Genomic DNA, 26,101 nt, shown 5'->3' with positions numbered 1-26,101 from the left:
TCTAAAATTCAGAATTCACACAAGAGGCGAGGGAACGACTTCTCACGTAGCCTGGGAAAGGCTCGGCAATCGGAACCCAACCATTAGCACCGCGATTGCGAATGGTGACATTGCGCCCGGAGGAAATTGTGCCGATAATGTTCCCATTCAGGGAAGGGCGATCGCGCACCTCCAGTCCTCCTCTTTCGATTGCTTCGCGGCAATTCGCAAGGGGCGGCGAACCCTGACAAGATGAAATAAAATCGCCATACAGGTACCCGGAAACGGGGGCTGAAATTCTTATCCAACCGTTAACCATGTTCCCGGTGGCGTTGACGGTGCGTCCATCTTCCAGGGCGGCGATCGCCGTACTGTACACCGTCGGTTCGCTGCGGACGTACAACCCGCTTCCTTTGGCGGAAACTTCGCGACAGCTATTCGTTGCTTGCGCCAGTTGGGGATTTTGCGCCGAATTTGCTCGGGCAATTGTTGGCGTCGCAAACCCTGTGAACGTCAGCAAGAGAAAGGGAATTGTTGCTATAGATTTTTGCCATATATTCATTTTCGATCGCCTCAAAATAGAAGTTATAGGGAGTTAGAGTGTGTTTTCTTTAATCATCCCCTATTTTGAGAGAGACTGGCATCTATAAAGAGACAGAAATTTTCTGCAAATGACCGCTCGCGGCGCTGCAAAATGGAGTTCCCTCCAAAGGCGATCGCGCTTGCGAAGAATGAGTCGGCGTAGGCGGAGGAAAACAAGCCCAGCGGCGATTTATAGTCGCCTGGGCTTTCAGGCAAATATCAACCGGATGGGGTATTACGACGCACCCACTACCACATTTTCCGGTTTACCTTCCACAAAACTCTCGATATTTTCCCTTGTGGTATCCAAAATCCGCTGCACCGCTTCGCGAGTATTAAAAGCACTGTGCGGGGTAATCAAAACATTTCGCAAGCGCAGCAATACGTGATCGGCCAAAAGTTCTTCTAAATTATGCTCGCGACGATAAACGGAGCGCAGCAATTCTGCTTCTTCGCGCATCACCGGTTCTTCCGGTAGCACGTCCAATCCAGCGGCGGCAACTTTTCCTTCGGAGAGGGCTTTCACCAAGGCATCTACATCCACCACACTGCCGCGAGAGGTGTTAATTAAAATCACTCCTTCTTTCATTTTGTCAAATTCATCTTCGGAAATCAAGTGGTAGGTTTTCTTGTTTCCCGGAACGTGGACGGTAATGATATCGGCGCTGGATAATACCTCATCCATTGAAGCGTAGCGAAATCCCAATTTCGAGGTTAATTCTTCTTTGGGTTTCACGTCAAAGGCGACGACTTCCATGCGAAATCCTTGGGCAATTTCAATGGCACACTGACCGATATTGCCGGTGCCAATCACGCCCAAAGTTTTGCCGCGCAGGTCGAAGCCTTGCAGACCTTGTTGGGAAAAATCGCCTTTGCGGGTGCGATCGGTTGCCTTGGTCAGGTTATGAGCGATCGCCAGCATCAAAGCAAACGCATGTTCGGCCACGGTGTTTTCCCCATAGGTGGGTACGTTGCACACTTTGATGTTATTTTTTTTGCAGTAGTCGGTATCGATGTGGTCGAACCCCGTAGAGCGGGTAGCAATCATTTTTAGATTGTCGAATTTTTTCAGCGTATCGGCGCTCATATCCGAGTAAATAAATGCCGAAATTACCTCAGCATCGGAATACTGGCTAGCGTTTTCGGGGCTGAGGGCTTCGCTTTCAAATTCCACTTGTTGGCTTTCTTTTAACCCTTGAAACGCATTGCATTCCCAGTCTTCTACTTCAAAAATTGCGAGTTTCATAAGCTCTCCTGTGTCTTGAGAATAAGGGGTTTATCGGCTAATTAATGCAAATTATTTTGCTTGTTTGATAAGGGGGAGGCGGAGCCTCGGGGAGGGGGTTACCAGGCGGAGCCTGGTAACGAGTTAGGTTGTTACTAGGCGAAGATTTATTGTGAAAGAAAAATGGGATAAGTTTTGCCCTCCTTATTGAATAGCGACGCGATAATTGCGGTTGTCCCATTGTTGGGTTTGGGTCCAAAAGAACGTAAAGCAGATGGGATGTTCTTGAGTGTGGGAAATCGGAATATCCACATATTCAATTCCCAAACGGGTGGGGGATGAAGGCGAATCCTGCTGCGTTTGCCAATTATCTGCACACCAACGCAGTTTAAAACCGGTGGCGGCTTGAATTCGCAGAGTATAACCGGGTTTGACGGTTTTTACTTGGCGGTTGAGTTTCCAGATTTCCAGCAACCGACACCCACAGCGATCGCCGAGGTAGCGATCGCGAATCTGGGGGATTTCGTCGAATACTTTGCCGTCATGGGTCGATCGCAGCAACTTAATATACTCCGAGTGCGACCACATCAAGGGCATCGCCGATCCCGTGGCTCGCCCGCGATACATGTGAGCTGCGGGCAAATCCGGGGCATCCCAAATTTGTTCTGGCAGCAATCCGGTTTCGGAGGCGAAGTTTTCCATTGCTGTGATATAAGGCGTCGGATCCCGACCGGCAGCGAGTTCGTAATGACCGCGCTCTCCGGTGAGCAAAGTCCAGGCGCGACCGGTTCCCCACCCCTGCCAAGGGCTGCCATCGTCGCGCTGTCCGTGTGCGTCGTGGTTGTAGCGATGCCAGCACGGACCGCACGGCGTGTCGGCTTTTAGCACTTCATCCACCACTTGGAGAGAATCCTCAATTAACGGGTCGCGGGCACTGCGAATCCCGTAGCGCACCAATAACAGAAAACTGGGATCGACCATTTCGGTGGCCGGAAATTCCTGCGGAGTGCCGGGAGGGCGATGGGGGACGAACACCATGCCTTGATTCGGGTCTTCGTTGGGGATGGGATTATCGATATCGCCCGGATGAATCCGAATGTAGTGGCGGGGAATTTCCGGGACTAAAGTGCCTTGAGTGGTGACGGTCCAGGCTTCGATATGACATTCTAAAAAATCGGCGTATTCTTCGAGGAATTGTGCCGTGTTGCGATCGCCGCGATCGCGCGCCATGCAAGCCACCCCAATTAACGCCGCAATATTGCAAGCCAAGGTAGCCGGCGAGTACCCACTGGCTTGTTCCCAGCGATCCTGCTCGGTCATCGGTCCGCACATTACCAGATATTTCGCTGCCCGCATCACCATCGGATAGGGGTCGAAATTCCGCAATGCATTGTCCCGGTACAACCGCCACACCAACAAAATCGGCAGGGCCACTTGATCCAGTTGAATCCCCGTCTGACAGGGATTGCCGTTGAGCCAGAAACTCTGGGGAAAGCTGCCATCGGGCTGCTGACTGGCTGCCAGATACACCAGCGCCCGCAACGGCGTTTCCCGATTGCCTGCTGCCAACAAGCCCGTAGCACTATTAACCATATCTCGCGTCCACACCATGTGATAGCCGCGTCGATCGCGATCGCCTTTCCGCTGACCCCAGGGAATCGACAGGGAGGAAATTAACGCTCCAGAATAGGATTTATCCTCATGGGCTAACAGCAAACTCACGCTGCTGTGATACAAATTTCCCCCATCGGTGGATTCGCCATCCAGTGCCACCATCCGACAGCAGGTCCGCTGCCACTGCTCTCGATACCGTTGCGCGTGGCTGGCAAACGGCACGTCTAACCCCTGAAACAAAGACGTTACCGCTTTGTGCAGGCAGTCGCCAAAGCCCAGAGCCAGGGTAAATTCTCGGCACCCCTCCCGGTCTAGTTCGCCGGTAAGGGCCACATTGCCATCCAGGGCGCAGTCAAATTCCCAGTCCATCTGAAAATTGTCCGCCAGATCGGTCCAGCCATCACTGTGACCCACATACCCGCAGGAAAGGCGGGAAAACGGAATCGAGGCGGCGAGTGCCACCCAGGAGGAATTTTTCTGCGCCGCTAAAATTTCTCGTCCGGCAACTTCGATAACATGGGCGTTATTGCCCCAACCGCCCACCTCCAAGTGAGGGGCGCAGAGGGCATAAAGGCGCAGTTGAGACAGCACATCGCGATCGCCTTCCAGTTTCGTATGCTGCAGCACGCAAGGAATATGCGGATCGGCAATAATTTCTTTAATAATCGTGTAGCGTTGTTCGGGAGCGCAATTAATAATTCGATATCCCAATCCTTCTTGCCACAACCGTTCCACTCGCGAATCGAGATCTCGCTTTTCTTCATGGAAAAAGCTTTTTCCATCGCTCACGAGATACTGACAATCGCGAATTTGCGGCCAATCAATGGTGGGATAATAAATTTCTGTAATCGCGCCATTCCACAGGGTAAACCACACCCGACTCGATGCCGAATAGGCTGTGCCCACACCATCCTTGCTGCCCTGAGTCCAGCGCGGTTCGATGCCTGGTTTTCCGAAAGCGTTTTTTTGGCCGCGATATTGGGTCATAGAGACGACATAAGTTGAGACAGCGTGAACCAAATGCAGATTTCCACGACACAGAGTTCGGGAACCTTCAAACGGCACAGATCCCCTGGAGGTCAGCCGTCACTTCTGGCAAATATATCTCCCTGACATACTCGGCCAACATTCGATCCGTGTTGAAAACCGGAGCTACCGTTTTTATAGAAGCTTTCATCATTTCGATCCAGCCTTGGGGAACTCCGTTTTCATCCCGATCGTAGTAGAGGGGAATAATTTGTTCATCTATCAGACGGTAGAGAGATTCTGCATCCCGGCGATCTTGTTCCTCCCGATTTTCCCCAGAGCGATCGTCGCCGATCGCCCACCCGTTGATGCCTTTACCAGTCTCGTCTTCGCGGTAGGCTTCCCGCCACCAGCCATCGAGGATGCTACAATTGAGGCCACCGTTGAGCGCCACCTTTTGACCGCTGGTGCCCGATGCTTCCAGGGGGCGGCGAGGGGTATTGAGCCACACATCCACGCCGCGCACCAATTTTTTGGCGACGAACATATCGTAATCTTCGATAAAGATAATCCGATCTTGCAGTTCTAAGTCGTGACTCCACTGCATGATTCGCTGCATGATGCGCTTGCTTTCCTCATTTTGGGGATGCGCCTTGCCGGCAAAAATCAGTTGCACCGGGCGATCGCTGTGGCCGAGAATGTCTCTGGCGCGGTCGGGATCGCAGAAAATTAAATCCGGACGCTTGTAGGGACTGAAGCGACGGGCGAAACCAATGGTGAGTAGATTGGGATCGAGTCGGCGACGCAAAGGTTCGATCGCTTCTGGGGATTCTCCGCGATATTTCTGCGCTTGTTGGAGCCAATCGCGGGCAAACACGATAAGCTGTTCTTTGAGGAGTTGATGTCGCTGCCAAAGTTCGCGAGTGGGAATTCGTTCGATGCGATCCCAGATGTGGCGATCGCACAGACAAGTTCCCCAATTTTTATCTAAATAGTCCGCATATAAATCCCCCAATAACGGCGCGATCCAGGTGCGAGAATGAATGCCATTGGTAATATAGCCGATGGGCACTTCACTGACCTCGCGATCGGGATAAATCGCCGACCACATTTCACGCGCCACTTGTCCGTTGAGTTCGCTCACCCCATTTGCCGATCGCGTTAACCGCAGTGCCAATACCGTCATGTTAAACCGTGCCCAAGGGTCTGTGGGTTTGCGCGCCCCCAAGTCGAGAAATTCCGCTTGCGAGAGGTTCAATTGCGGCCAAAAGTCGGCAAAAAACTCCGCCATTAACTCCGGCGGAAAGCGATCGTGTCCGCCCATCACCGGGGTGTGGGTGGTGAAGATGCAGCGCTCTTTCACCTCATCTTTGGCCTGGGAGAAAGATTGCCCGCTGTCGGCCATCGACTGACGCACTAATTCGAGCAAAGCAAAGGCGGCATGACCTTCGTTCAGGTGATACAAACTCGGGGTAATTCCCAGGCGCTGCAACATTTTTACCCCGCCAATTCCCAACAGAAATTCTTGGGCCATTCGGTTATTGCGATCGCCGCCATACAAACAGCGAGCGATCGCGCGGTCTACCGGGTCATTATCCGGACGGTTAGTATCGAGTAAATAAATATTCACTCGTCCGACACGCACTTGCCAACATTGAACGATAGTCTTGCGCCTGCGGATGCTGATTTCCACGGTTAAAGGTTCCCCGGAAGTGTCGCGCACCAGTTCCAGCGGCATTTCCTCGAATCGATACTTGGGATACCGTTCTTCTTGCCATCCTTCGCGATTAAAATGCTGTTCTAAATAGCCGTTGCGGAAAAGCAATCCCACCCCCACCATCGGCACCCCTAAATCCGAAGCAGATTTGAGATGATCCCCGGCTAAAACGCCCAATCCCCCGGCATAATTGGGCAGAGATTGATGCACGCCAAATTCAAAGCAAAAATAAGCGATCGGACTTTGGAAATGCCATTGGGGAGCCACTTTACTGGCCCAACTTTTGTCTCCCGAGGCCATATAGTCGCGAAATTCAGCGATTCGCTGTTCCAGTCGATTGAGATAGGTCGGATCCCTGGCAAATTGCGCGATTTGTTTTGGGGAAAGACGCTGCAAAAATTTGACTGGGTTTTGATGACATTCCTCCCACAATCGGGCATCTAAGTCGCGAAATATCGATTCCCCTTGTGCCGACCAACTCCACCAGAAGTTAAAGGCCAGGTCGATTAAGGGAGATAAGGTGGTGGGAAGCTTGTTGCGCCAGTTTTCTCCGGAAAAATTATTCGGGCTGCGATCGCTCATCATTCTCCTGATTTTTCTCGCTTATTTTGCCGTATAACCGCCATCAATAACTAACTCGGTGCCGGTAATAAATTTCGCTTCATCCGAGGCTAAAAATAAGGTAGCATAAGCCACATCAATCGGTTCGCCAATATGACCCATCGGATACATTTGACCGATTTCTTCTTTTGTCATTCCCCGTTCTTTTGCGCCGAGTTCCGCCATGCCGGTATCGATGACGCTGGGATTGACGCAATTGACGCGCACTTTGCGATCGGCCAATTCCACCGCGCAATCTTTGGTCATCGTATGAACCGCGCCTTTACTCGCACCGTAGAGACTTTGCCGCTTGACGCCAACCAGGGCGGCGGTAGAGGATAAATTGACAATCGCACCGCCGCCATTTTCTGCCATCAGAGACCCGCAGTGTTTGAGGCCGAGAAATACGCCTAAAGCGTTTACATCCATCAGCTTATGCCACTGTTCGACGGGGGTGGTTGCCAAGTCATTAAACTGCAAAATCCCGGCATTATTCACCAGAATATTCGGCGAACCCAATGCAGCGCTGGTTTCATTTAACACGCGCTTCCAGTCTTCTTCCAGTACCACATTGTGGGACAAAAATTTGGCGGTTCCCCCGCGATTTGTAATCTGGTTAACGGTTTCTTGGCCGCCGTCTTCTTCGATATCCGTCACCACGACTTTTGCCCCTTCCGAAGCCAGCATCAAGGCGGTTTCTCGTCCGATACCCGCACCGCCACCGGTGACAATTGCGATTTTATTTTCGACTCTTTTACCCATAAAGCGTTGATTTCCGTCTAAATCACAAACCCGGGGAGGAGAGGTTGAGTTCTCAATCCCGATGGTACTATTCAGTAAGGTAGAGAAACCCACGGCAGTTGTCATCTTCCTCTAGCTAGAGTTTTTGGGGGAACGAAGCGGGAGTTAGACGAGGGTATGGGCGATGGTCATTAGCAAAAAGCCGATGGCCACAATGGTGCCGATTTCCAGGCGATCGCCTTTTTCTAGACCCTCCGGAATCAGTTCGCTGACTACCAAAAACCCCATCGCACCTGCGGCAAATGCCAATCCATAAGGCAAAATCTGCTGGAAAAAGGAAACCGCCAGCAGGGCGGGAATGGCGGCGATCGGTTGCGGCACACTGGAAAAAATCGCCCAAAACACGCATTGATTCACCGGAACCTTTTCCGCGCGCAGGGGCAGGGTCACCGCCAGTCCTTCCGGAATATTTTGCACGGAAATCGCCAGGGCCAAGAGGAATCCTAAATTGCCGTTTTCTTGCCCTGCGCCATATCCCACGCCCACTGCCACTCCTTCCGGGAAGCTATGCAGAAATAAAGTGCCTAAAATCAACAGCACCCGCCGCGCAGAGGCTCCGCGAATTTCGCCAAAATCGATCTGTTTGTCACCCAACCATACTTCGCTCAACAGAAAAACCCCGGTTCCCACGGTTAAGCCGATCGCCACCGGGGAATATCCACCCCGTCTGAGTGCCGGTATTATCAAATCGAACACGGAAGCGGCGAGCATCACGCCGCCGGCAAACCCATACCCCCGTCGCGACCACTTTTGCGAGAGTCTGGGAAAAAAATAAAAGGGCACGGCTCCTAAACCAGTTGCCAACATGGTAATCGTGGCGGCGAGTAAGGTGGTGAAAAATAATTGAATATCCATCTTTTGGCCGTATGTCACAAAAGGTTAATTGATAATTCCGGTCATTTTATCCCACTTTCATCCCTCATTCTCAGGCTCCAACGCATCTGCCGAGGCTGGGCCTTCCTCCCACTTCGGCGATCGCCAGGGTTTGCACGGCGGTGGGCGGAAAACGCGGTGAGGGGAAAACCCGGGGGCGATCGCGCCACAATTGCACAGGCGCGCGGCGGCTTTATTACTTTTGATAGACGTAAGCGCTGAAATATCAACTTATAATGAGCGAACGGGGATATTAGGAGAGGTCTAATTCGCAAGTAGCAGAAAATTTTTTTTGGGGTTCTCGAAAGATAGAGACCCGATTTATTTATTTAGGAGAAATTTTAGGAGATAACGATGACAAACGCCAATCAATTACAAGAATGGCATGAATTAGCGCAGCAACTGCGGGTCGATAGCATTCGCTGTACCAGCGAGGCGGGTTCCGGGCACCCCACCTCCTCGATGTCGGCGGCGGATCTGATGGCCGTGCTGCTCACGAAGTATCTAACTTTTGACTTTGACAATCCCGAGAACCCGAATAACGATCGCGTGATTTTCTCGAAAGGTCATGCGTCGCCCCTGCTGTATTCCATGCTGAAGGCGGCGGGAGTCATCTCGGACGAACAGTTGATGTCCTTGCGCCAGTTTGGCAGTCCCGTGGAAGGTCATCCCACCCCGAAACTGCCTGGAATCGACGTGGGAACCGGTTCTCTGGGACAGGGACTGACGATTGGCTTCGGGATGGCGTTAGCCGGCAAGTATCTCAACGAAGTGCCCGCGCGCATCTGGGTCTTGCAAGGAGATAGCGAAACCGGCGAGGGGTCGGTATGGGAAGCGTTCGATCGCGCCTCCTACTATCACCTAAACAACATTAGCCTGATTATCGACGTGAACCGTCTGGGACAGCGCGGAGAAACGGAATTGGGATGGAATACTCAAGCGTATGCAGAGCGCGCCCGCGCCTTTGGCTGGCACGCGATCGAGATCGACGGTCACGATTTGGGGGAGGTCGATCGCGCCTATGCAGAAGCCTTAACTATTGAGGATCGCCCCACGGCGATTATCGCCCGGACGATTAAAGCCAAGGGCTATGCTGAATTGGAAGATGAAAACGGGCATCACGGGAAGAATTTGAAACCGGAACAAACCGAAGCGGCGATCGCCGAGTTAGGCGGCGAACGAAATATCCGCATCGAGGTACAAAAGCCAAAAGCCGCCAAACCGGCAGCTCCCGCAAAGGCGCAACCCCTGGAACTTCCTCACTTTGAAATGGGAGAATCCGTGGCCACGCGGGATGCCTACGGTCAGGCACTCAAAGCCTTGGGAGCCGCACAACCGGAGGTAGTGGGTCTCGATGGAGAAGTGAGCAACTCCACCCGCGCCAAGTTCTTCGCCAAAACCTATCCGGAACGCTATTTCGAGATGTTTATCGGCGAGCAGCTCATGGTGGGGGCGGCAGTTGGCTTGCAGGCGCTCAATTACAAGCCCTTTGCCTCCAGCTTTGCGGCATTTCTCTCCCGCGCTTACGATTTCGTGCGGATGGCGGCTGTTTCCCGGGCGAACCTGAAGCTGGTGGGGTCTCACGCCGGGGTTTCCATCGGGCAGGATGGTCCGTCGCAGATGGGATTGGAAGATATCGCGGCCTTTCGCGCGGTGTGGAGCAGCACGGTGTTGTATCCCTGCGATGGCAACCAAACGGCGAAATTGGTGGAACAGATGAGCGATCGCCCGGGGATTTGCTATCTCCGCACCACCCGGATGAAAACTCCGGTTATCTACGATGCGGATGAAGCGTTTCCGATTGGGGGTAGCAAGGTGCTTCGCAGTTGCGATCGCGATCGCCTCACCATCATCGGTGCCGGTGTCACCCTGCATGAGGCGCTTTCGGCTTACGATCGCCTGAAAAAAGAAGGCATCCTGGCGCGGGTTATCGATCTGTATTCCGTCAAGCCCATCGATGTGGAAACCCTGTATCAAGCAGCTCACGATACCGAGGGCAATCTGATTGTGGTGGAAGATCATTGGAGCGAAGGCGGATTAGGTGCGGCTGTACTGGATGCCTTTACCGGTACGGACAGCGCTCCGGTATATGACGGACCGCCGTTGCGCCCCATCAAGCTAGCAGTGCGCGACATGCCCGGATCGGGTCAGCCGGCGGAAATGTTGCACGGTGCGAAAATAGACGCGGATGCGATCGTGGCGGCAGCTCAATCTCTGGTGAAGCAGCCGGTGGGCAGTTCGGTATAAACCGTATAGAAACCCTGTAGGGTGGGCATTGCCCACCCTACGGCTACTGTATAAACCGTATAGAAACCCTGTAGGGTGGGCATTGCCCACCCTACGGCTTATCCTGGGAACGAGAGAAAACGAGAGCAACCAACAATGGCTATTTTTCGATGCGTAAGGTGCTGCCATCGCGGTCCGTGCGATAGGTCCAGGCCCGATGGCGATCGGAGACCATCACGCGCCATCCCGGAACTAAGGTTTCTTCCACCGAGGATTCTTCCGGTTCGGCAAGACCCAGGCAGCGATCGGGCCAGGTTTCTCGTTCTGCCTCCACGATCCGCAGTCCCAAGGGAGACTTGCCCGACTGTTGCGAGATATGGTGCAATACGGCATTGCTCACGGAAGGGGGAAGGTTGCCCACGGCGGTATGATAGGGCGTTTCCAAGCGGATGTTACTGCCTTTGCGATCGCTGCGATACACCCAGGTTTGGCAATCGTTTTCTACCACAATCCGCCATCCTTCCACCGGCTGTTGTTCGCAGGCTTCTCCGGGTTGGGGAAGACCGAGACAGGTATTGTTCCAGGTTTGCGGTTCGGCTTCCACTAGGTGCAGGGTTGAGGGGGAAGTGTCCGCATGTTTCGCGGTTTGCTGCACTACGGCATGGGCGAGGCGATCGCTTATCTTTCCATTCCCCGAGGTGCTTTCGTGGGATTCCAACCGGATTTTTCCGCCTTCTAGGGAGGTGCGATAGATCCACTGGCGATCGTGATTTTCCACCACAACGCGCCACCCATCCACCAGCATTTGAGCGCAGACTTCCCCCGGTTCCGACAGCCCCAGGCAGCTATCGGGCCAGGTTCGTTGTTCCTCGTGGACGATGTGTAGCTCGGAAATCTGTTCCCTAGCTCTCTGCTGCACGTCCTGCAAAACCATCTCGGCAACTTCCGGGGGCAGCTTGCCACTGTAGGTGTCTTCTTTTTCTTGCCGCAGGCGATCGCCTGACAGGGAGGTGCGATATACTAGGGTATCCCTGCCATCGGAGATAACTACCCGCCATCCTTCCACTTTCGCCGGGGGACAGTATTCCCGGGGTTGGGCCAGTCCGAGACAGCCATTCGGCCAGGTTCGTTTCTCCGCTGCCACAATTTTTAGCTGCTGCGGATGTGCCCCCATTGCCTCAGAAGCCGCTTCTTTCACTGCAATATCTACTGCATCTGGCATGTCAGTTGTTGCTACTTTTACCATAAAAACCCTCAGTTTTATCGACTTTATTAGATTTCTATCATTAGTATTTATTATAGTAAAAAACCAGAGCCGTTTAAGATAAATAAAGCTTTTTATTACTCTAGGATTAGGCAAAATTTCCCTGGGGACGCCCTTCAACCTCCTAGCGGCAGAAATAAATGTGCCAAAAAATGCTTCCCCAGAGAGATGACAAGGAAATGTAACCACCGGAAGCCCTCCCTCCATCCCAACCTTCACTAAGATACAGATTACACCCCGACCCAGGGTCATTTCCTTCGCCAACTTAAGAATTAAAAATTAAGAATTAAGAATTAAGAATTTTTTCAACTTTCAAGTTTTGCGGGTGGCGATCGCCCAACCGTCAAGAGCATCTGGCACAGGGTTTCCCCTCGGCGAACATCTGCCGAGAGAAAATCTCTTCCTTTAGGAAGATGATTGCCGAAGCGAAAGTGTTTTAGTAATAGAAAGACGATAACTAAAAAGACCTATTCCAAATAGAGGAGTCGGCCAAACCCGCCGGAGTTCCTCGCCCTGGGCGTGACTCTCTGGTAAGAGTTGGGCGCAATACCAGCGCCAAAAATCCGGGCAAAAAAATAAACAGATTATCGAGACGGTTGTTAAAAATTGCTTGCCATGAACAAAACGGAAGACTCGCGAAAATCAAATCATCACGGACAAATTATTTCCATTCGCAGTAGTGTGGTTGACGTTCGGTTTTCGGAAGGGCTTCCGGAGGTATATAGCGAATTGAGAACCGGTGAAGACGATCGCATTGTCATCGAAGTGGTGAACCACGTAGACGAGCAGACGGTGCGCGGCATCGCCCTGATGCCCACTGCCGGTTTGGCACGAGGTGCGGCGGTGAAAGACACGGGAAAAACGCTCAAAGTGCCCGTGGGAGATAAATTACTGGGTCGGGTATTTAATGTATTCGGCGAGGCGATCGATAAAAAAGACCAAATCAGCGACGCACAATGGCGATCGATTCATCAACCCCCCGTGGAACTCGCCGAGCAATCCACGAGTTCGGAGATTCTCGAAACCGGGATCAAAGCGATCGACGTACTCGCACCCCTAGAACGCGGGGGGAAAGCGGGTTTGTTTGGCGGTGCCGGTGTGGGCAAAACCGTCTTGCTCTCGGAAATGATACACAACATGGCGACTCACCACGAAGGAGTCAGTCTGTTTTGCGGGATCGGCGAACGCAACCGCGAGGCAGAAGAATTTTATCGCGAAATGCAAGAAGCGGGGGTGCTTAACAATACCATTATGGTATTCGGGCAGATGAACGAACCGCCGGGAGCGCGATTCCGCGTGGGTCATGCGGCGCTGACAATGGCGGAGTATTTCCGCGATGACGCCAAGCAAGATGTGCTATTGCTGATGGACAATATTTTCCGATTCATTCAGGCGGGACAGGAAGTGTCCGGTTTGATGGGACGATTGCCCTCGCGAGTGGGATATCAACCCACCTTGGGCACGGAATTGTCCGAACTCGAAGAACGGATCGGCAATACCGCCAGCGGTTCGATTACCTCCGTACAGGCGGTGTACGTTCCGGCAGATGATTTTACCGATCCGGCAGCAGTTCACACGTTCGGGCATTTGTCTTCTTCGATCGTGCTATCGCGAAAGCGCGCCAGTCAGGGATTGTATCCGGCAATCGATCCCCTGCAATCGAATTCTAAAATGCTGACGCCTCCCATTGTGGGAAAGCGGCACTATCAAATCGCCCAAACGGTGCGACAAACTCTGGCGAATTATGAAGATTTAAAAGATATTATTTCTATGCTGGGGATGGAGGAACTTTCCGCCAGCGATCGCCAAACCGTGAACCGCGCCCGTCGTCTAGAGCGGTTTTTAACCCAACCGTTTTTTACCACCGAACAGTTTACCGGCAAAGCGGGCAAATTGGTCAGCATGGAAGAAGCGCTCGACGGATGCGATCGCATTCTCCAAGGCGAATTTTCCGATTATTCCGAGCGATCGCTTTACATGCTTGGCAAAATCGACGAAGCACAAAAAAGTCAACCCCAAGAACAGGAGGAAAACTCGGAAAAAGAATAATCTGCGGTTCGTGAGGGAAAATGCTGGATTGAAATTCCCCCATATCCTAATTTTAATTCCGGTAATATAGCGCAAAAAAGCACAAAAGAACCTTATAAAAAGCCAATAAAAAATGAAGCTAAAAATTTTATTACCCACAGAAGTGCTGGTAGACGAAGACGTTAAAAAAGTAACAGCAGAAGCCGAAAATGGAGCGTTTGGACTGTTGCCCAATCATATCGACTTCGTAACCGCATTGGTGCCGGGAATACTATCATACGAATCCGCAGGAGGAACAGAAACATTTGTTGCGGTCAATCAAGGAACCCTGGTAAAAAATGGTTCTGAGGTGTTAGTGTCTACCCGACAAGCGGCGAAAGGAAAAGACTTAGACTCGTTGCAGCAAACCGTAGAAGAGAAATATAAAACCCTGGACGACCGGGAGAAACAAGCGCGGTCTGCCGTTTCCAGACTCGAAGCGGGATTTATGCGCGGATTAATTGAAGTGGGAGGGACAAGTCGTGAAGCGCCCGAACAGTAGAAAAAGCAAGCGAATACCCGATCCGAAACGCCAAGAAAGGTTTCACCAGCAGATTCGGGAGAAATCATCTCGCAAGCTGAAAGCAAAGCGCGAGGATGAGTTTAGCATTTGGTATGGGTTGGGAATGTTTGGATTGATTGGATGGTCTGTTGCCATTCCCACCTTAATTGGTCTGGCGATTGGACTGTGGATCGATGTCACCTATCCGAGTCCGTATTCCTGGACTTTGATGTTATTATTTGTGGGTGTAGTATTGGGTTGCCTAAACGCTTGGTTCTGGGTAGAACGGGAGCGACCCAATGAGTGAAGGAGCGCTGGCACTACCGCTGATGGTGTTGCTCGTCGGGGTGGCGATCGCCCTTTCCATTGCCATCAAAGCGGGCACCAGTCGCTTGGGGTTGCCCAATCTCTTAGGCTATTTGCTGCTGGGATTTCTCCTGCGTCTGGCAGACGCGCAATGGCAGTTTCTTTCCCCCGAAGCTGAGGAAATATTTGTATTTTTAGCCGAATTGGGGATTATTTCCTTGCTGTTTCGCGTGGGACTGGAAAGCGATTTAGCCGGACTCAAGCATCAGTTGCCCCGCGCAAGCAAAATCTGGCTTTCAGATATCATCGTCAGTGGCGGATTGGGATTTGTCACCGCCTATTTTTTGCTCAACTTATCCGCCATTTCCAGTATATTTGTGGCCGTGGCATTTACCGCCACCAGTGTGGGGGTTTCCATCGGGGTTTGGGAAGAAGAAAACGCCACGGATTCGCCGAACGGTCAATTGTTGCTCGATGTAGCGGAAATGGACGACATTTCTGCGGTGATTTTGATGGCGTTGCTGTTTGCAATTGCCCCCAATCTTAGCCAGAGCAATGACAGCGGTTCGTTAGTTTCGGTTATCGCCGAAACTTCGGGTATCTTTGCGTTCAAGGCAGTTGTGTTTGGTACGTTTTGCTTTTTCTTTTCGCGTTATTTTGAGGCGAAAATGACCAAGTTTTTTCGCGAAATCGAACCCGCGCCAGACCCGATGCTGGAAGTGGTCGGAATTGGATTTATTATTGCCGCGATCGCCGGATTGCTTGGCTTTTCCGTTGCCATTGGCGGATTTTTTGCCGGACTGGTGTTCAGTCGCGATCCGCAAGCGGTAAAAATGGAAGCTTCGTTTCAATCTATCTACGAACTATTGACCCCGTTTTTTTTCATTGGCATCGGCTTAAAAATCGACCCCACAGCCCTCACGAGTGCCGTGGGAATGGGATTGATTTTACTCATTGCTGCAGTTCTCGGGAAAGTTCTCGGTGCCGGGGGTTTGGCTTATTTAACCACTAGCAAAATCGGTGGCATCTTGATTGGTGTCAGCATGATTCCGAGAGCCGAGATTACGATGATTGTCATGCAACGCGGATTGAAACTCGGGTCGTGGGCGGTATCGGAAAAGATATTTGCCGCGATGGTTTTAGTCTCGGCGGCAACCAGTATTATTGCACCGCTTGCCCTGCGATCGCTGCTCCATAAGTGGCCTCAAAAACAAGGAGAAACACCATGAACGTCATTTTTCCCTTATTATTTATTGCCCTTCCCGCCGGATTTGCCCTCGGCGTTTTCTACTTCGCCAGTTTGTGGATTACCGTGCGACAACTGCCCACCACCCAATGGCCGGCGCGGTTATTTATCGGCAGTTACTTGGGGCGGGTTGCGATTACCTTGCTCGGCTTTTATATCGTAATGAACGGACAGTGGGAAAGCGCCTTGGTTTGCCTGTTGGGATTTTTAATTGCCCGCGCGGTTTTAACCCAAGTTTGGCACCCCAAAGAAAAGGTGAAACTGTTCTAGTTTTAGCCCGGGATGAGAGAACGGCAAGGCGAGTTTTTTTGGGAGGCGATCGCGCAACCCCGAGTTAAACCGCATTGAATTGCAAAGCTGACAAATTCTGTGTAAACTGCAATGGAAACATGGCAATTTATTGATAACATCATCTACTGGCAGTGGAATTGGGTTGTCCTCAATGCTACCCTAGTCTTTACTTGGCTGGTGATGGCAATTTTGGTTATCGGGTCTTGGCTGGTGACGCGAAATCTGGCGATCGCACCGGATAAAATTTCCCCCTGGCAAAATATGCTAGAAATCATCGTCAAGCAAATCAACGACCAAATTCGCGAGGGAATCGGACAAGAACCCAAACAATTTTTACCCTTTGTGGGCACTTTATTTTTGTTTATCGCCCTGGCGAACATTCTGACCTTGTTTCCCTATTATGAATCTCCAGCGGCTTCTCTGTCTAGCACGGCAGCTTGGGCTATTTGCGTGTTCTTTGCCGTTCCTTATTACGGAATCAAAAACGTAGGCTGGAGAGCGTACTTCAAGCATTACATTCAGCCGACGCCGATTATGTTGCCGTTTCAGATTATCAGCGAACTGTCGCGAACCCTTTCTCTGGCAGTTCGTTTGTTTGGCAACATTATGAGTACCAGCTTGCTGGTCGCCATTTTAATTTCCCTGGTGCCGCTATTCCTGCCGATGGTCATGCGGGCATTTGGGATTTTAATTGGCGTCATTCAAGCGTATGTATTTGCCATTTTGGCATTAGTTTATATTGCCTCGGGAATGAGCGCGCAGCACACGACCAAAAAACAACAAAACCAACATTCAGAACAAGGAGCGAGTTAAAATGGATAATATGGGACTGGTGGGTATGGTGTCGATTTTCACCGCTGGAATAACCATTGCCATTGGCGCAGTCGGTCCGGCGATCGGGGAAGGATTGGCCCTTGCCAATGCCCTGAGAGCGCTGGCACAACAACCGGATAAAGCGAATACGATTACCCGGACATTATTTGTGGGGATGGCATTTATCGAATCTACCGCAATTTATTGTTTTGTGATTTCGATTATTTTGCTGTTTGCCAATCCCTTTTGGGGTCAGTTTACCCAACAGGGAGGAGGCTAATCGGTGATTACTTGGTTTACCGTCGTCGCCCAGATCGTCAACTTCCTCATTCTGGTTTTCCTGCTGTGGAAGTTTTTGTATAAACCCATCCTCAAAACGATGGACGATCGCCAGAAAAAGCTAGAAAATCGCTGGCAGGAGGCGCAGCGCGATCGCGACAAAGCGCGAGAATCCGCCGCAGCTTACCGACAAAAGCGCAGAGAAATCGAAGATCGGCGATCGCAAATCGTGGCACAAGCCAAAGAACAAGCCGAAGCGCGGCGCAAAGCGCTGATCGACCAAGCCCGCCGCGAGGTGGATAACCTCCAGGCGCAATGGCGATCGGCCATCGATCGCGAACAAAAATCCTTTCTCCACCGACTGCGACAACAGGTGGCGCAGGAAACCTACGACCTCACCCGGCGCACCTTGCAAGAGGTCGCCCATACGGACCTGGAAGAACGGGCGATCGCCCGATTTTGCGATCGCCTGCAACGCCTCGAGGACGAACAGCGCGATCGTCTGCGCGAGGCATTACAAACCTCTGAAGAACCGATTTTCATCCGCAGCGGCTTCCAGATTCCCGATGACAAACGCCATCAACTCCTCGACTTGTTGCAAAACCAAATTGCCTCGGGTAAAACCCTCACCATTGCCGAGGAACCCGAGGAAAAAGAACGGGAGAATAACGGTCACAAAGCGGAGGATTTTGCCGAAGACACCGAAACCCAAATCCCGGTAAAATTTGTCACTTCCGAGCGCTTACTCTGCGGCATTACCGTCCAGGTAGACGGTCAAGCCGTTTCCTGGGATTTTCAAACCTATTTACAAGGCATAGAAGAGCGCTTTGCTCAATTCATTCAAGAAGAAACCCGCAAAGAAAAAGCCGATATAGAAGAACGAGAACGAGTCGCCAAAAAAGCGGAAAATATCGAATCCCAGGTGCTAGAAAAAACCTACGCGATCGCCCGTCGCGCCTTGCAAGATTTGGCCGATGCAGACTTAGAAGAACGGGCAATTTCCGTCTTCCTCAAGCGGCTCCAAAATCTCAACTCATCGGAACGCAAAGCCATCGACCAAGCCCTAGGACATTCCGAAAAAATCGCCATCCGCAGCAGCTTCGAGATTCCCCAACCCAAGCGCGAGCAAATCATTCATCACCTGAAACAAGAGCATTTGCTCAACCACCATCAGGTGCAATTTGCCCAGTCCGATGACTTAATCTGTGGCGTAGAATTGCAATTTGGCAATCGTTCCATTGTCTGGAGTTTAGAGCGATACATGGACTCCCTGGAACGCCGCTTATCTGCTGCTGTGAAGGAGGAAGAGAATGCGAAATAACGATCGCCAACTGTTGCGGGTACTCGACGATACCTTTAGTGCGTTCGATCGCGCCCTAGACAGTTACCACCCCCAACTCGAAACTCGCGAAATCGGCATTGTCAAATCGGTTTCGCGCGGGATTGCCACCCTGTCCGGATTGCCCGACGTGCGCTCGGAAGAAGTGCTGCGCTTTCCCGGGGACATACTGGGCATTGCCTTTAATTTAGACCCGAATCAAATCGGGGTGATTCTGTTAGGAGAAAGCGAAAAGATACAGGCCGGTGACGAAGTGCATCGCACCGGGCGGATTATGGATGTGCCGGTGGGCGAGGGTCTCCTGGGGCGGGTGGTGAATGCCACCGGTCGCCCCCTGGACCGCAAAGGGTCGATTAATGCAGAAGAACGTCGCCCGATCGAACGGGAAGCCCCAGCCATTATGGACCGCGCCCCGGTAAGCGTTCCCCTGCAAACCGGGTTAAAAGTGGTGGATGCTTTGATTCCCGTGGGTCGGGGTCAGCGAGAACTGATCGTGGGCGATCGCCAAACCGGCAAAACCGCGATCGCGATCGATACGATTATCAATCAAAAGGATAAAGATGTAATCTGCATCTACTGCGCCATCGGACAGCGAGTCGCTTCCGTGGCGAAGGCGATCGCCGAGTTGCGCCAACATGAAGCAATGGACTACACCGTGGTGGTGGTGTCCTCCGGCGAAGACCCTCCGGGATTGAAATACGTCGCCCCCTATGCAGCAACCACCATTGGCGAGTATTTTATGGACCGAGGGCGCGATGTCTTAGTGGTGTATGACGATTTAACCCGTCACGCTTGGGCGTATCGGGAGTTATCCCTCTTGCTGCGACGCCCCCCCGGTCGAGAAGCTTATCCGGGGGATATCTTTTACATTCACTCGCGGATGCTGGAGCGATCGACTCACCTGCGCGATGAACTCGGGGGCGGTTCTCTTTCTGCTTTACCCATTGTAGAAACCCAAGCGCAGAATATTTCTGCTTATATTCCCACCAATTTAATTTCCATTACCGACGGTCAAATTTATTTATCGCCCGATTTATTTCAAAAAGCGGTTTTACCGGCGGTGGATGTGGGTAAATCCGTCTCCCGGGTGGGGGGAAAAACCCAGTTAAGCGCCTATAAAGGCTTGGCGGGCAATTTACGTCTGTCTTATTCCCAGTTTGAAGAAGTGGAAGTGTTTGCTCGCTTCGGCACGCAGTTGGATGAGGAAACGCAACAAACCCTCACCCGAGGGCGTCGCGTGCGCGAGGTGCTAAAGCAACCTCAATCTCAACCGCTTTCGGTGTCGGAGCAAATTGCCGTGCTGATGTCGGTGAATAATGGGTTATTGGACGAAATCGAACTCGATGAGGTGGAAGAGGCGGCGGGAGAAATTCGCCAACGGGTGACGGAGCGAGTGTCGGATATTTGCGATCGCATCGAATCGGGAGAATCTCTCAGCGATGAAGACCGCTTGGCGATATTAGATACCGCCAGAGAAGCTATCGATCGCCGCTCCAGTGACGCGGAAAAACAAGGCGAATCCGGTGAAGAAAAACGCGCCGAAGGAGAAGGCGGGGAAGACGAAGGCGAAACCGAGTCAAACGCCGCATCCGAATCGGAACATTCCGAAGAAACTGAAGAAAACCAACCGCAATAGATGAGGGGAAAAAATCGTGCCAACCGCTCAAGCACTTAAAGCTCAAATTAGTAGCGTTGAAGATTTGCAATCAGTGGTCAAGACCATGAAAGCTCTCGCTGCAGTCAGCATTCGACAATATCAGCGAGCGGTGGAGTCTTTGAGTGAGTACAATCGCACCGTGGAAATGGGGCTGCATATTGCCATGAGACGGGGATATTTTTCTGATGAATATACGCCGCAGATGCTCTCTGGCCAGAGCGAGTCTGGCGGGATTGGGCGCATCGGGGCGATCGTGTTTGGTTCGGACCAAGGGTTGTGCGGTCAATTTAACGAGCGCGTGGTTTCTCATGGGATGCAGCAATTAGACGAGTGGGAGGTGAAGCCAGAAAACCGGGCGATCGCGGCGGTGGGGGCGCGGATCGTTCCCCTGCTGTCAGCGCGAAAACAGGCGATCGCCACTTCGTTTTCCGTGCCCAGTTCCGTGAACGGGATTACCAATATGGTCCAGGAAATCTTGCTAAATATTCAGCAATGGCGAAATGAAGAACAAGTGGCGCGAATTGTGATTTTTTACAATCAATCTCTCTCTGGTTCTTCTTATGAGCCGCGCACCCTGCAATTGCTTCCCCTAAACCCGGACTGGTTGAAGGAATTAGTCCACAAAGACTGGCCGAATAATGTGTTACCCACCTTTACAATGGATTGGAATCGGTTATTTTCTGCCTTAATCCGAGAATATTTATTCCTGTCGCTTTATCGCGCCTTTGCTGAATCTTTGGCCAGTGAAAATGCTAGCCGCCTGTCTTCGATGCAGGCAGCGGAAAAGAATATTCAAGAACGACTTGGGGATTTAACTTCTCAGTATCGTCGGGAAAGACAAAGTTCGATTACGTCAGAATTGCTGGAAGTTGCATCAGGGTTTGAAGCGCTCACTCAATCGGAAGGGTAGAACATAAAAAGCAGCGGATTTCAATACCGCCTCTGCTTTTTTTTACCAATTTAAACGGTTTTTCTTGCGGGGTGGGAAAAAATTTTTTCATAACAATGAAAAGCCGAGTTGGGTTGGGTGAGGGTGACTCGGCTTGTTATTTTATCGCTGCAATTGGAAAATAGAGGGCATGGGTCAGGTAAGTACAAATGCCCTTTGATGCTTGGGAGACTGTGCAAGACAATTATGCCTCCTGGTTGGTAACAGAGTGATTCAAGCGGGTCGTCAACGGGGAATTTTCCATCCAGTCAAAGATGCGCTCTAACTGTTTGAGGGTGACGAACCCATATTGCCAGAGAACCATCGGTAAGGGAGTGGGATCCATTTCTCGCGGACGGGAATCAGCGGCACAGATCCGCTCCGCAAATGCAATTGAGGAAGCAGAAAGGGCTAACTCCTCTTGGAGAAAGCGAATGAATTGGGAATAGGTGGCGGGTGCCATTGCAAATTTCACCTCCTGAGTTTGACGTTCTAAACGTGACATGCAATTGTACTGCTTTGGGTGACGCTGGTTGCTACTTTTCGATCCGTCCATTTGGCGATCGCGCAGGTAGTCAACTGGCTCAACCCGCGTTAATGCAAGTCATATGAATACTTATTACTAATGCAGCACATTCTCATGGCAACGGCATCCGCAATTTTACCGAACTTTGTGCATTTAGCGGGCAAATCTGTGTTGTGCTAGTTGTGAAGTTGGCCTATTCCCACTCGATGGTTCCGGGGGGTTTAGAGGTGACGTCATAAACCACGCGATTGACGCCGCGCACTTCATTGACGATGCGGTTAGAAATAGTTTCCAACATATCGTAAGGAACGCGAGACCAGTCGGCGGTCATGCCATCTTCGCTGGAGATAAAGCGCAGAACGATCGGATAGGCATAGGTGCGGCGATCGCCCATGACGCCGACGCTGCGTATGGGTAACAAGACCGCAAAGGCTTGCCAAAAATCGTGGTACATGCCGCGCTGACGGATTTCTTGGCGCAGGATATGGTCCGCATCGCGCAAGATATTTAACCGTTCTACAGTGACTTCGCCTAAAATGCGAATCGCTAACCCCGGCCCGGGGAAGGGATGGCGACGGACGATTTCTTCGGGCAACCCGATGGATCGTCCCACTTTGCGGACTTCATCTTTAAACAGTTTCCGCAAGGGTTCGATCAGTTTGAAGCGCAAGTCTTCGGGTAAACCGCCGACGTTGTGATGGCTTTTGATTTTCACTGCGACTCGTTCCCCGGGTTGGGAGGGGATGCTGGTGTCGGCAGATTCGATCACGTCGGGGTAAAGGGTGCCTTGGGCTAAAAAGTCAAACGGGCCGAGGCGTCTGGATTCTTCTTCAAATACGCGGATGAATTCGTGCCCGATGCGCTTGCGTTTTTCTTCCGGATCGGTGACGCCTTTCATTTGGGCGAGAAAGCGATCGCGGGCGTTGATGTATTCCACGGGAATGTGGAACTGCTCTTGAAACAGTTTGACTAACCGTTCTGGCTCGTATTTCCGCATGAATCCTTGGTCGATAAACATGCAGGTGAGCCGATCGCCGATCGCTTTGTGCAGCAAAAAGGCGAGGGTGGAGGAATCCACGCCGCCGGATAATGCCAGCAACACGCGCCGATCGCTGACGCGATCGCGAATTTCGCCGATCGCTTCTTCTACAAATCTCGCCGTGGTCCAGGTGGGCTGACACTCGCAAATGTGATAAACAAAGTTGCGAATCAGGGCAAGCCCGCATTCCGAATGCACCACCTCGGGGTGAAATTGCACGCCGTAGAGTTTTTTCTCGTGATCGGCGATCGCCGCACAGGGGGTGTTCTCGGTATGCGCCAGTAACTCGAATCCTTCTGGCATCTTCAATACCGAGTCGGCATGACTCATCCACATGATGGATCCGTCTTCCACGTTGGTCAGCAAATCTGTGGGATCGTCAATGTACAAGGCGGCTTTGCCATATTCGGCGCGTTCCGCTGGGGCGACTTTCCCCCCAAGCTGCTGCACCATCAACTGCATCCCATAACAGACGCCAAATACCGGAATGCCAAGCTGCCAAATCCCCGGATCGCATTCCGGCGCACCGGCATCGTACACCGAGTTCGGACCGCCCGAGAGAATAATTCCCTTGGGTTTCAGTTTCTCTAGGGCGCTGGCTGAAGTCCGATAGGACAGCACCTCGGAATACACTTCAGTTTCGCGAATTCGACGCGCGATTAGCTCGGAATACTGCGAACCGAAATCTAAAATTAAAATCGTCTCACGGGGAATTGGCTTGGTATCTGGCTTGTCTTCCACTGTTTCGCTGACGGGGGGTTGTTGGGTTGGGATTTGCGTACTCACTGCTAATTTCTCTTCTACGGGTCTGGTTCAGACTCCAACCTATTTGCTAGCGATGCAAGATGCAAGCTTTTCGCTGGCCATTTTTTCGGTTTCGTCTAGACCAATTTGGGATAAAAGCCCGGTGGCTTTTTGCACGATTGAAAATACACTTTAACGCTTATTAGTTATAATATCTTAGCCACAGGTTTTTCTCGTCGAAATTTTTGCAGTTTCTTTAACTTTGACTCGTTCCCTGCCTGCCGGGGCAACTGAACCTGGGCGCGATCGCTTCCCCACCGCGCCACTGCGATCGCCTCTCCCCCAATCGATGGGACGATTTCGTGCCGAGACTCGCGGGGTCGCCCCCTCCCCGGGGAAATCCAGCTTCAAAACCGGGTTTCTTCCGCCAAGGTTGCGCCATCGCCAACTGATTGGAATCAGTTGGTTTCTTGCCCGCTTGTCCGCTCGAACCAATGGTTTATACCAGAACCTCCGCCTGTAGGGACAGGGCATAGCTTGTCTGTCGATTTCATTCTCGTCCCCGCGACCGAGTGCGCCACAAACGGTGAAATCCCCGAGAAAAATCCCTCGGGAAGAATGAAGAAATCACCGATTTTTTGATGCTTCATTCTCCCGAAAAATACAGCGGAGGTTAAGAACTCAAGCGGATAAATAAATCCGCGATCCGAGACGCTGAAGAGGGGGTTTCTGGCGGTTCGGTGGGGGAGGGTGCCGGTCCACTGAGGGAAATCGATTCCAAGCGTTTGAAGAAGGGTTTTCCGACCAAGGTAATCAGCTTGAGAACGGGAACCCGACGGGTTAAAAGCCCTTGACTGGCGGACCAGTCGAGATAGAGATAGCCATAATTGGATTCGGGCAAAGGAGCGATCGCGGCTTGAAAGGCTTCGTGGGTTAAAATCGATCCCTGGCGCGATGCATCGATCGCTTCATCCATTGCCTCGAGGGAAGTGGTGAGGATTTCATAATTCCCCACTGTGGCATGAACGCCTTCTACTTGGGCGGTAATTCTGACTGGGGTTAAGGGGTTAGCGGTGGGGTTGTCCTCGGTGGTGGCGAGTTTGGTCCAAGCGTACACCTGGCGATCGCCCAAGGAAAGCGGACCGACGCTAAACCCTTGCGAATTGGCGATCGCATCTAAGCTGGCAATTCCCTCGGTAGCGGCTTGTTTTCGCTCAGCCACGAAAATCCAATCCCAGGTGGTCTTCCCTTCCCGGGTATCGCTGAGTTGAGGCACCAAGCCCAAGGCATATTCGCCCTCCACCCAGTCAAACACATCCTGGGGTAAATCCAGGCCCCAGCGCGACTGCAATGCGGCGAGGGGTTGGCGCAGGATGGCCCCGACTGCCTCATCTTCGGCAAAACTTTCGGACAGTTCGCTCCACAAGCGTTGCAGATTGGCTCCGGAGAGGGCGAAGGCAGTTTGTGGGGGGAGATACTGCAACGCGCCCACTGGCTGGGTTAAGCTGGGCAAGGCGCTGGCGATCGCCGCCGGGGCGGTGGAGTTCCAAACGGTCTGGGCGAGCAGTCCTTGGCGATTCAATCCCAGGGCAATGCCGAGGCTGGGGGACACTTTCCCGAACACGCTTTCCGCAGTGGCGCTGGCAGATTCTACCGGGCGATCGCTAATCCAGGCGGCAAATTGCTCCACATTCACGAAGCTCAAACCGATGCCGCCTGCGGGCATATTGGCGATCGCCTCTTGGTAGGCGGGATTGTCCTTCAGGCTGAGTTCTGTAGCTTGCACGTTGGTGATGGCATCGCGCAGCACTTTGGGATAATTGGCAAACAAGACGAAGCGCGATCCGAGCAGCGCACTGGCCCAATTCCCGCCTAACACCGGCCCGGATTGGCTGCCGGCAAGGGGCTGGCTGTAAATCAGCTTCACGCCTTTATAGTTTTCCACCACGATTTGGCTGCCGCTACTGGCGCGAGACCCCCACCACGCCTCGAGAAAATCGCGGCTGCGTTGCGGATCTTTGGTTTCTACGGCAAGCAAATACCCCGGTTGCCGACCGTTGGCAATATCGCGATCGAAGTCGGGATTGCTCAGGGCAAAGGTGATTTCTTCCCCCAACCACGGCGCGATATCTCGGCGGTAGTCTAAATCGGTATTGGCCAGAAAGCTTTCTTTAATTTTATTAAACTCGGCTCGCACTCGGCTTCGCTTCGGTGGCGGTGCTGCAGTTCTTGCAAAGTCTTCGAGTTTGTCTGCATTCACTAACAAGGAGGCCATCAAGGGCGCTTGTTTGGAGACGAACATCGCCGCCTCTACGCGGGTTGCGTCAGGCGATCGCAGCAGCTCGATCGGTCCGGTGGTGATGATGGCGTACAGACCACCAACGCCCAGCAGCAAGACCAGGAGTACCGTAACGGCTAAAATTGAAAAAAATGAGCGTGGCTTCATCAGAAATTAGGGTTGGTAAGGGGGAGAACGGAAACCCTCGTCATTTATGCGTAGGGAGGAGTTCTCCCCCC

Annotated in this window: 22 protein-coding genes; 12 read left to right on the top strand and 10 right to left on the bottom strand. The window is 52.1% G+C overall.

Annotated elements, in window-relative coordinates:
- Window position 1 precedes the first annotated feature (1 nt).
- The 6 genes from AC0QH1_RS19420 to AC0QH1_RS19395 all read right to left on the bottom strand — a co-directional run bounded on the left by AC0QH1_RS19420 (window position 2) and on the right by AC0QH1_RS19395 (window position 8,339).
- The gene (locus AC0QH1_RS19420) at window positions 2–541 is read right to left on the bottom strand and encodes an SH3 domain-containing protein (protein ID WP_324632931.1); all 540 of its coding nucleotides are present in this window, start codon (window positions 539–541) and stop codon (window positions 2–4) included.
- A gap of 255 nt (window positions 542–796) precedes the next feature.
- Window positions 797–1,807: a hydroxyacid dehydrogenase gene (locus AC0QH1_RS19415; protein WP_324632930.1), complete on the bottom strand. Its 1,011-nt coding sequence runs from the start codon at window positions 1,805–1,807 to the stop codon at window positions 797–799.
- A 183-nt stretch (window positions 1,808–1,990) separates the two neighbouring features.
- Window positions 1,991–4,387, bottom strand: a complete 2,397-nt coding sequence (locus AC0QH1_RS19410; RefSeq protein WP_324632929.1) for a glycoside hydrolase family 15 protein — start codon at window positions 4,385–4,387, stop codon at window positions 1,991–1,993.
- 67 nt (window positions 4,388–4,454) lie between these two features.
- Window positions 4,455–6,668 carry an alpha-glucan family phosphorylase gene (glgP, locus tag AC0QH1_RS19405; protein WP_324632928.1) on the bottom strand — a complete coding sequence of 738 codons (2,214 nt, stop codon included), beginning with the start codon at window positions 6,666–6,668 and terminating at the stop codon, window positions 4,455–4,457.
- An 18-nt stretch (window positions 6,669–6,686) separates the two neighbouring features.
- Window positions 6,687–7,550 carry an SDR family NAD(P)-dependent oxidoreductase gene (locus tag AC0QH1_RS19400; RefSeq protein WP_324632926.1) on the bottom strand — a complete coding sequence of 288 codons (864 nt, stop codon included), beginning with the start codon at window positions 7,548–7,550 and terminating at the stop codon, window positions 6,687–6,689.
- A 39-nt stretch (window positions 7,551–7,589) separates the two neighbouring features.
- The gene (locus AC0QH1_RS19395) at window positions 7,590–8,339 is read right to left on the bottom strand and encodes a ZIP family metal transporter (RefSeq protein WP_324632925.1); all 750 of its coding nucleotides are present in this window, start codon (window positions 8,337–8,339) and stop codon (window positions 7,590–7,592) included.
- 372 nt (window positions 8,340–8,711) lie between these two features.
- Here AC0QH1_RS19395 and AC0QH1_RS19390 point away from each other — a divergent pair, with 372 nt between their 5' ends.
- Window positions 8,712–10,604 (top strand): transketolase, encoded by a 1,893-nt coding sequence (locus AC0QH1_RS19390; RefSeq protein WP_324632924.1) that lies wholly within the window; start codon window positions 8,712–8,714, stop codon window positions 10,602–10,604.
- A gap of 139 nt (window positions 10,605–10,743) precedes the next feature.
- Here AC0QH1_RS19390 and AC0QH1_RS19385 read toward each other — a convergent pair whose 3' ends face one another.
- Complete coding sequence (locus tag AC0QH1_RS19385) at window positions 10,744–11,829, bottom strand: hypothetical protein (protein ID WP_324632922.1); 1,086 nt, start codon at window positions 11,827–11,829, stop codon at window positions 10,744–10,746.
- A 633-nt stretch (window positions 11,830–12,462) separates the two neighbouring features.
- Here AC0QH1_RS19385 and atpD point away from each other — a divergent pair.
- The 10 genes from atpD (at window position 12,463) to AC0QH1_RS19335 (ending at window position 21,257) form a co-directional block, all read left to right on the top strand.
- A complete protein-coding gene (atpD, locus tag AC0QH1_RS19380) occupies window positions 12,463–13,896 on the top strand; it encodes a F0F1 ATP synthase subunit beta (RefSeq protein WP_324632921.1) in 1,434 nt (477 codons plus the stop codon).
- A 112-nt stretch (window positions 13,897–14,008) separates the two neighbouring features.
- Entirely contained in the window at window positions 14,009–14,416 is a 408-nt protein-coding gene (locus AC0QH1_RS19375; protein WP_324632920.1) for a F0F1 ATP synthase subunit epsilon, read from the top strand.
- Window positions 14,397–14,723, top strand: coding sequence for an AtpZ/AtpI family protein (locus tag AC0QH1_RS19370; RefSeq protein WP_324632918.1), 327 nt, complete (start codon window positions 14,397–14,399; stop codon window positions 14,721–14,723). Before AC0QH1_RS19375 ends, AC0QH1_RS19370 begins: the two co-directional genes overlap by 20 nt.
- Complete coding sequence (locus AC0QH1_RS19365) at window positions 14,716–15,951, top strand: cation:proton antiporter (RefSeq protein WP_324632917.1); 1,236 nt, start codon at window positions 14,716–14,718, stop codon at window positions 15,949–15,951. Before AC0QH1_RS19370 ends, AC0QH1_RS19365 begins: the two co-directional genes overlap by 8 nt.
- On the top strand, window positions 15,948–16,238 hold the full coding sequence (locus AC0QH1_RS19360; protein WP_324632916.1) for an ATP synthase subunit I: 291 nt from the start codon (window positions 15,948–15,950) through the stop codon (window positions 16,236–16,238). The genes AC0QH1_RS19365 and AC0QH1_RS19360 overlap by 4 nt, the downstream gene beginning before the upstream one ends.
- Window positions 16,239–16,349: 111 nt before the next feature.
- Window positions 16,350–17,072, top strand: coding sequence for a F0F1 ATP synthase subunit A (locus tag AC0QH1_RS19355; protein WP_324632915.1), 723 nt, complete (start codon window positions 16,350–16,352; stop codon window positions 17,070–17,072).
- Window position 17,073: 1 nt separating this feature from the next.
- Window positions 17,074–17,352, top strand: coding sequence for a F0F1 ATP synthase subunit C (locus AC0QH1_RS19350; RefSeq protein ID WP_324632914.1), 279 nt, complete (start codon window positions 17,074–17,076; stop codon window positions 17,350–17,352).
- Between the two features lie 3 nt (window positions 17,353–17,355).
- Window positions 17,356–18,672 carry a F0F1 ATP synthase subunit B family protein gene (locus tag AC0QH1_RS19345; protein ID WP_324632912.1) on the top strand — a complete coding sequence of 439 codons (1,317 nt, stop codon included), beginning with the start codon at window positions 17,356–17,358 and terminating at the stop codon, window positions 18,670–18,672.
- Entirely contained in the window at window positions 18,662–20,326 is a 1,665-nt protein-coding gene (locus AC0QH1_RS19340) for an alternate F1F0 ATPase, F1 subunit alpha (protein ID WP_324632911.1), read from the top strand. The genes AC0QH1_RS19345 and AC0QH1_RS19340 overlap by 11 nt, the downstream gene beginning before the upstream one ends.
- Window positions 20,327–20,342: 16 nt before the next feature.
- Complete coding sequence (locus tag AC0QH1_RS19335) at window positions 20,343–21,257, top strand: F0F1 ATP synthase subunit gamma (RefSeq protein ID WP_324632910.1); 915 nt, start codon at window positions 20,343–20,345, stop codon at window positions 21,255–21,257.
- 223 nt (window positions 21,258–21,480) lie between these two features.
- Here AC0QH1_RS19335 and AC0QH1_RS19330 read toward each other — a convergent pair whose 3' ends face one another.
- On the bottom strand, window positions 21,481–21,738 hold the full coding sequence (locus tag AC0QH1_RS19330) for a DUF2949 domain-containing protein (RefSeq protein ID WP_324632945.1): 258 nt from the start codon (window positions 21,736–21,738) through the stop codon (window positions 21,481–21,483).
- 256 nt (window positions 21,739–21,994) lie between these two features.
- Entirely contained in the window at window positions 21,995–23,626 is a 1,632-nt protein-coding gene (guaA, locus tag AC0QH1_RS19325; RefSeq protein ID WP_442957339.1) for a glutamine-hydrolyzing GMP synthase, read from the bottom strand.
- A gap of 220 nt (window positions 23,627–23,846) precedes the next feature.
- Here guaA and AC0QH1_RS19320 point away from each other — a divergent pair, with 220 nt between their 5' ends.
- Window positions 23,847–24,107, top strand: a complete 261-nt coding sequence (locus tag AC0QH1_RS19320) for a hypothetical protein (RefSeq protein ID WP_324632909.1) — start codon at window positions 23,847–23,849, stop codon at window positions 24,105–24,107.
- A 150-nt stretch (window positions 24,108–24,257) separates the two neighbouring features.
- Here AC0QH1_RS19320 and AC0QH1_RS19315 read toward each other — a convergent pair whose 3' ends face one another.
- Window positions 24,258–26,030, bottom strand: a complete 1,773-nt coding sequence (locus AC0QH1_RS19315) for a DUF3352 domain-containing protein (RefSeq protein ID WP_324632908.1) — start codon at window positions 26,028–26,030, stop codon at window positions 24,258–24,260.
- Window positions 26,031–26,101: the final 71 nt, after the last annotated feature.

Source organism: Phormidium sp. CCY1219 (assembly GCF_055795085.1).
The sequence above is the reverse complement of the archived record's forward strand: the minus strand, read 5'-3'. Positions and strand labels throughout refer to the sequence as shown.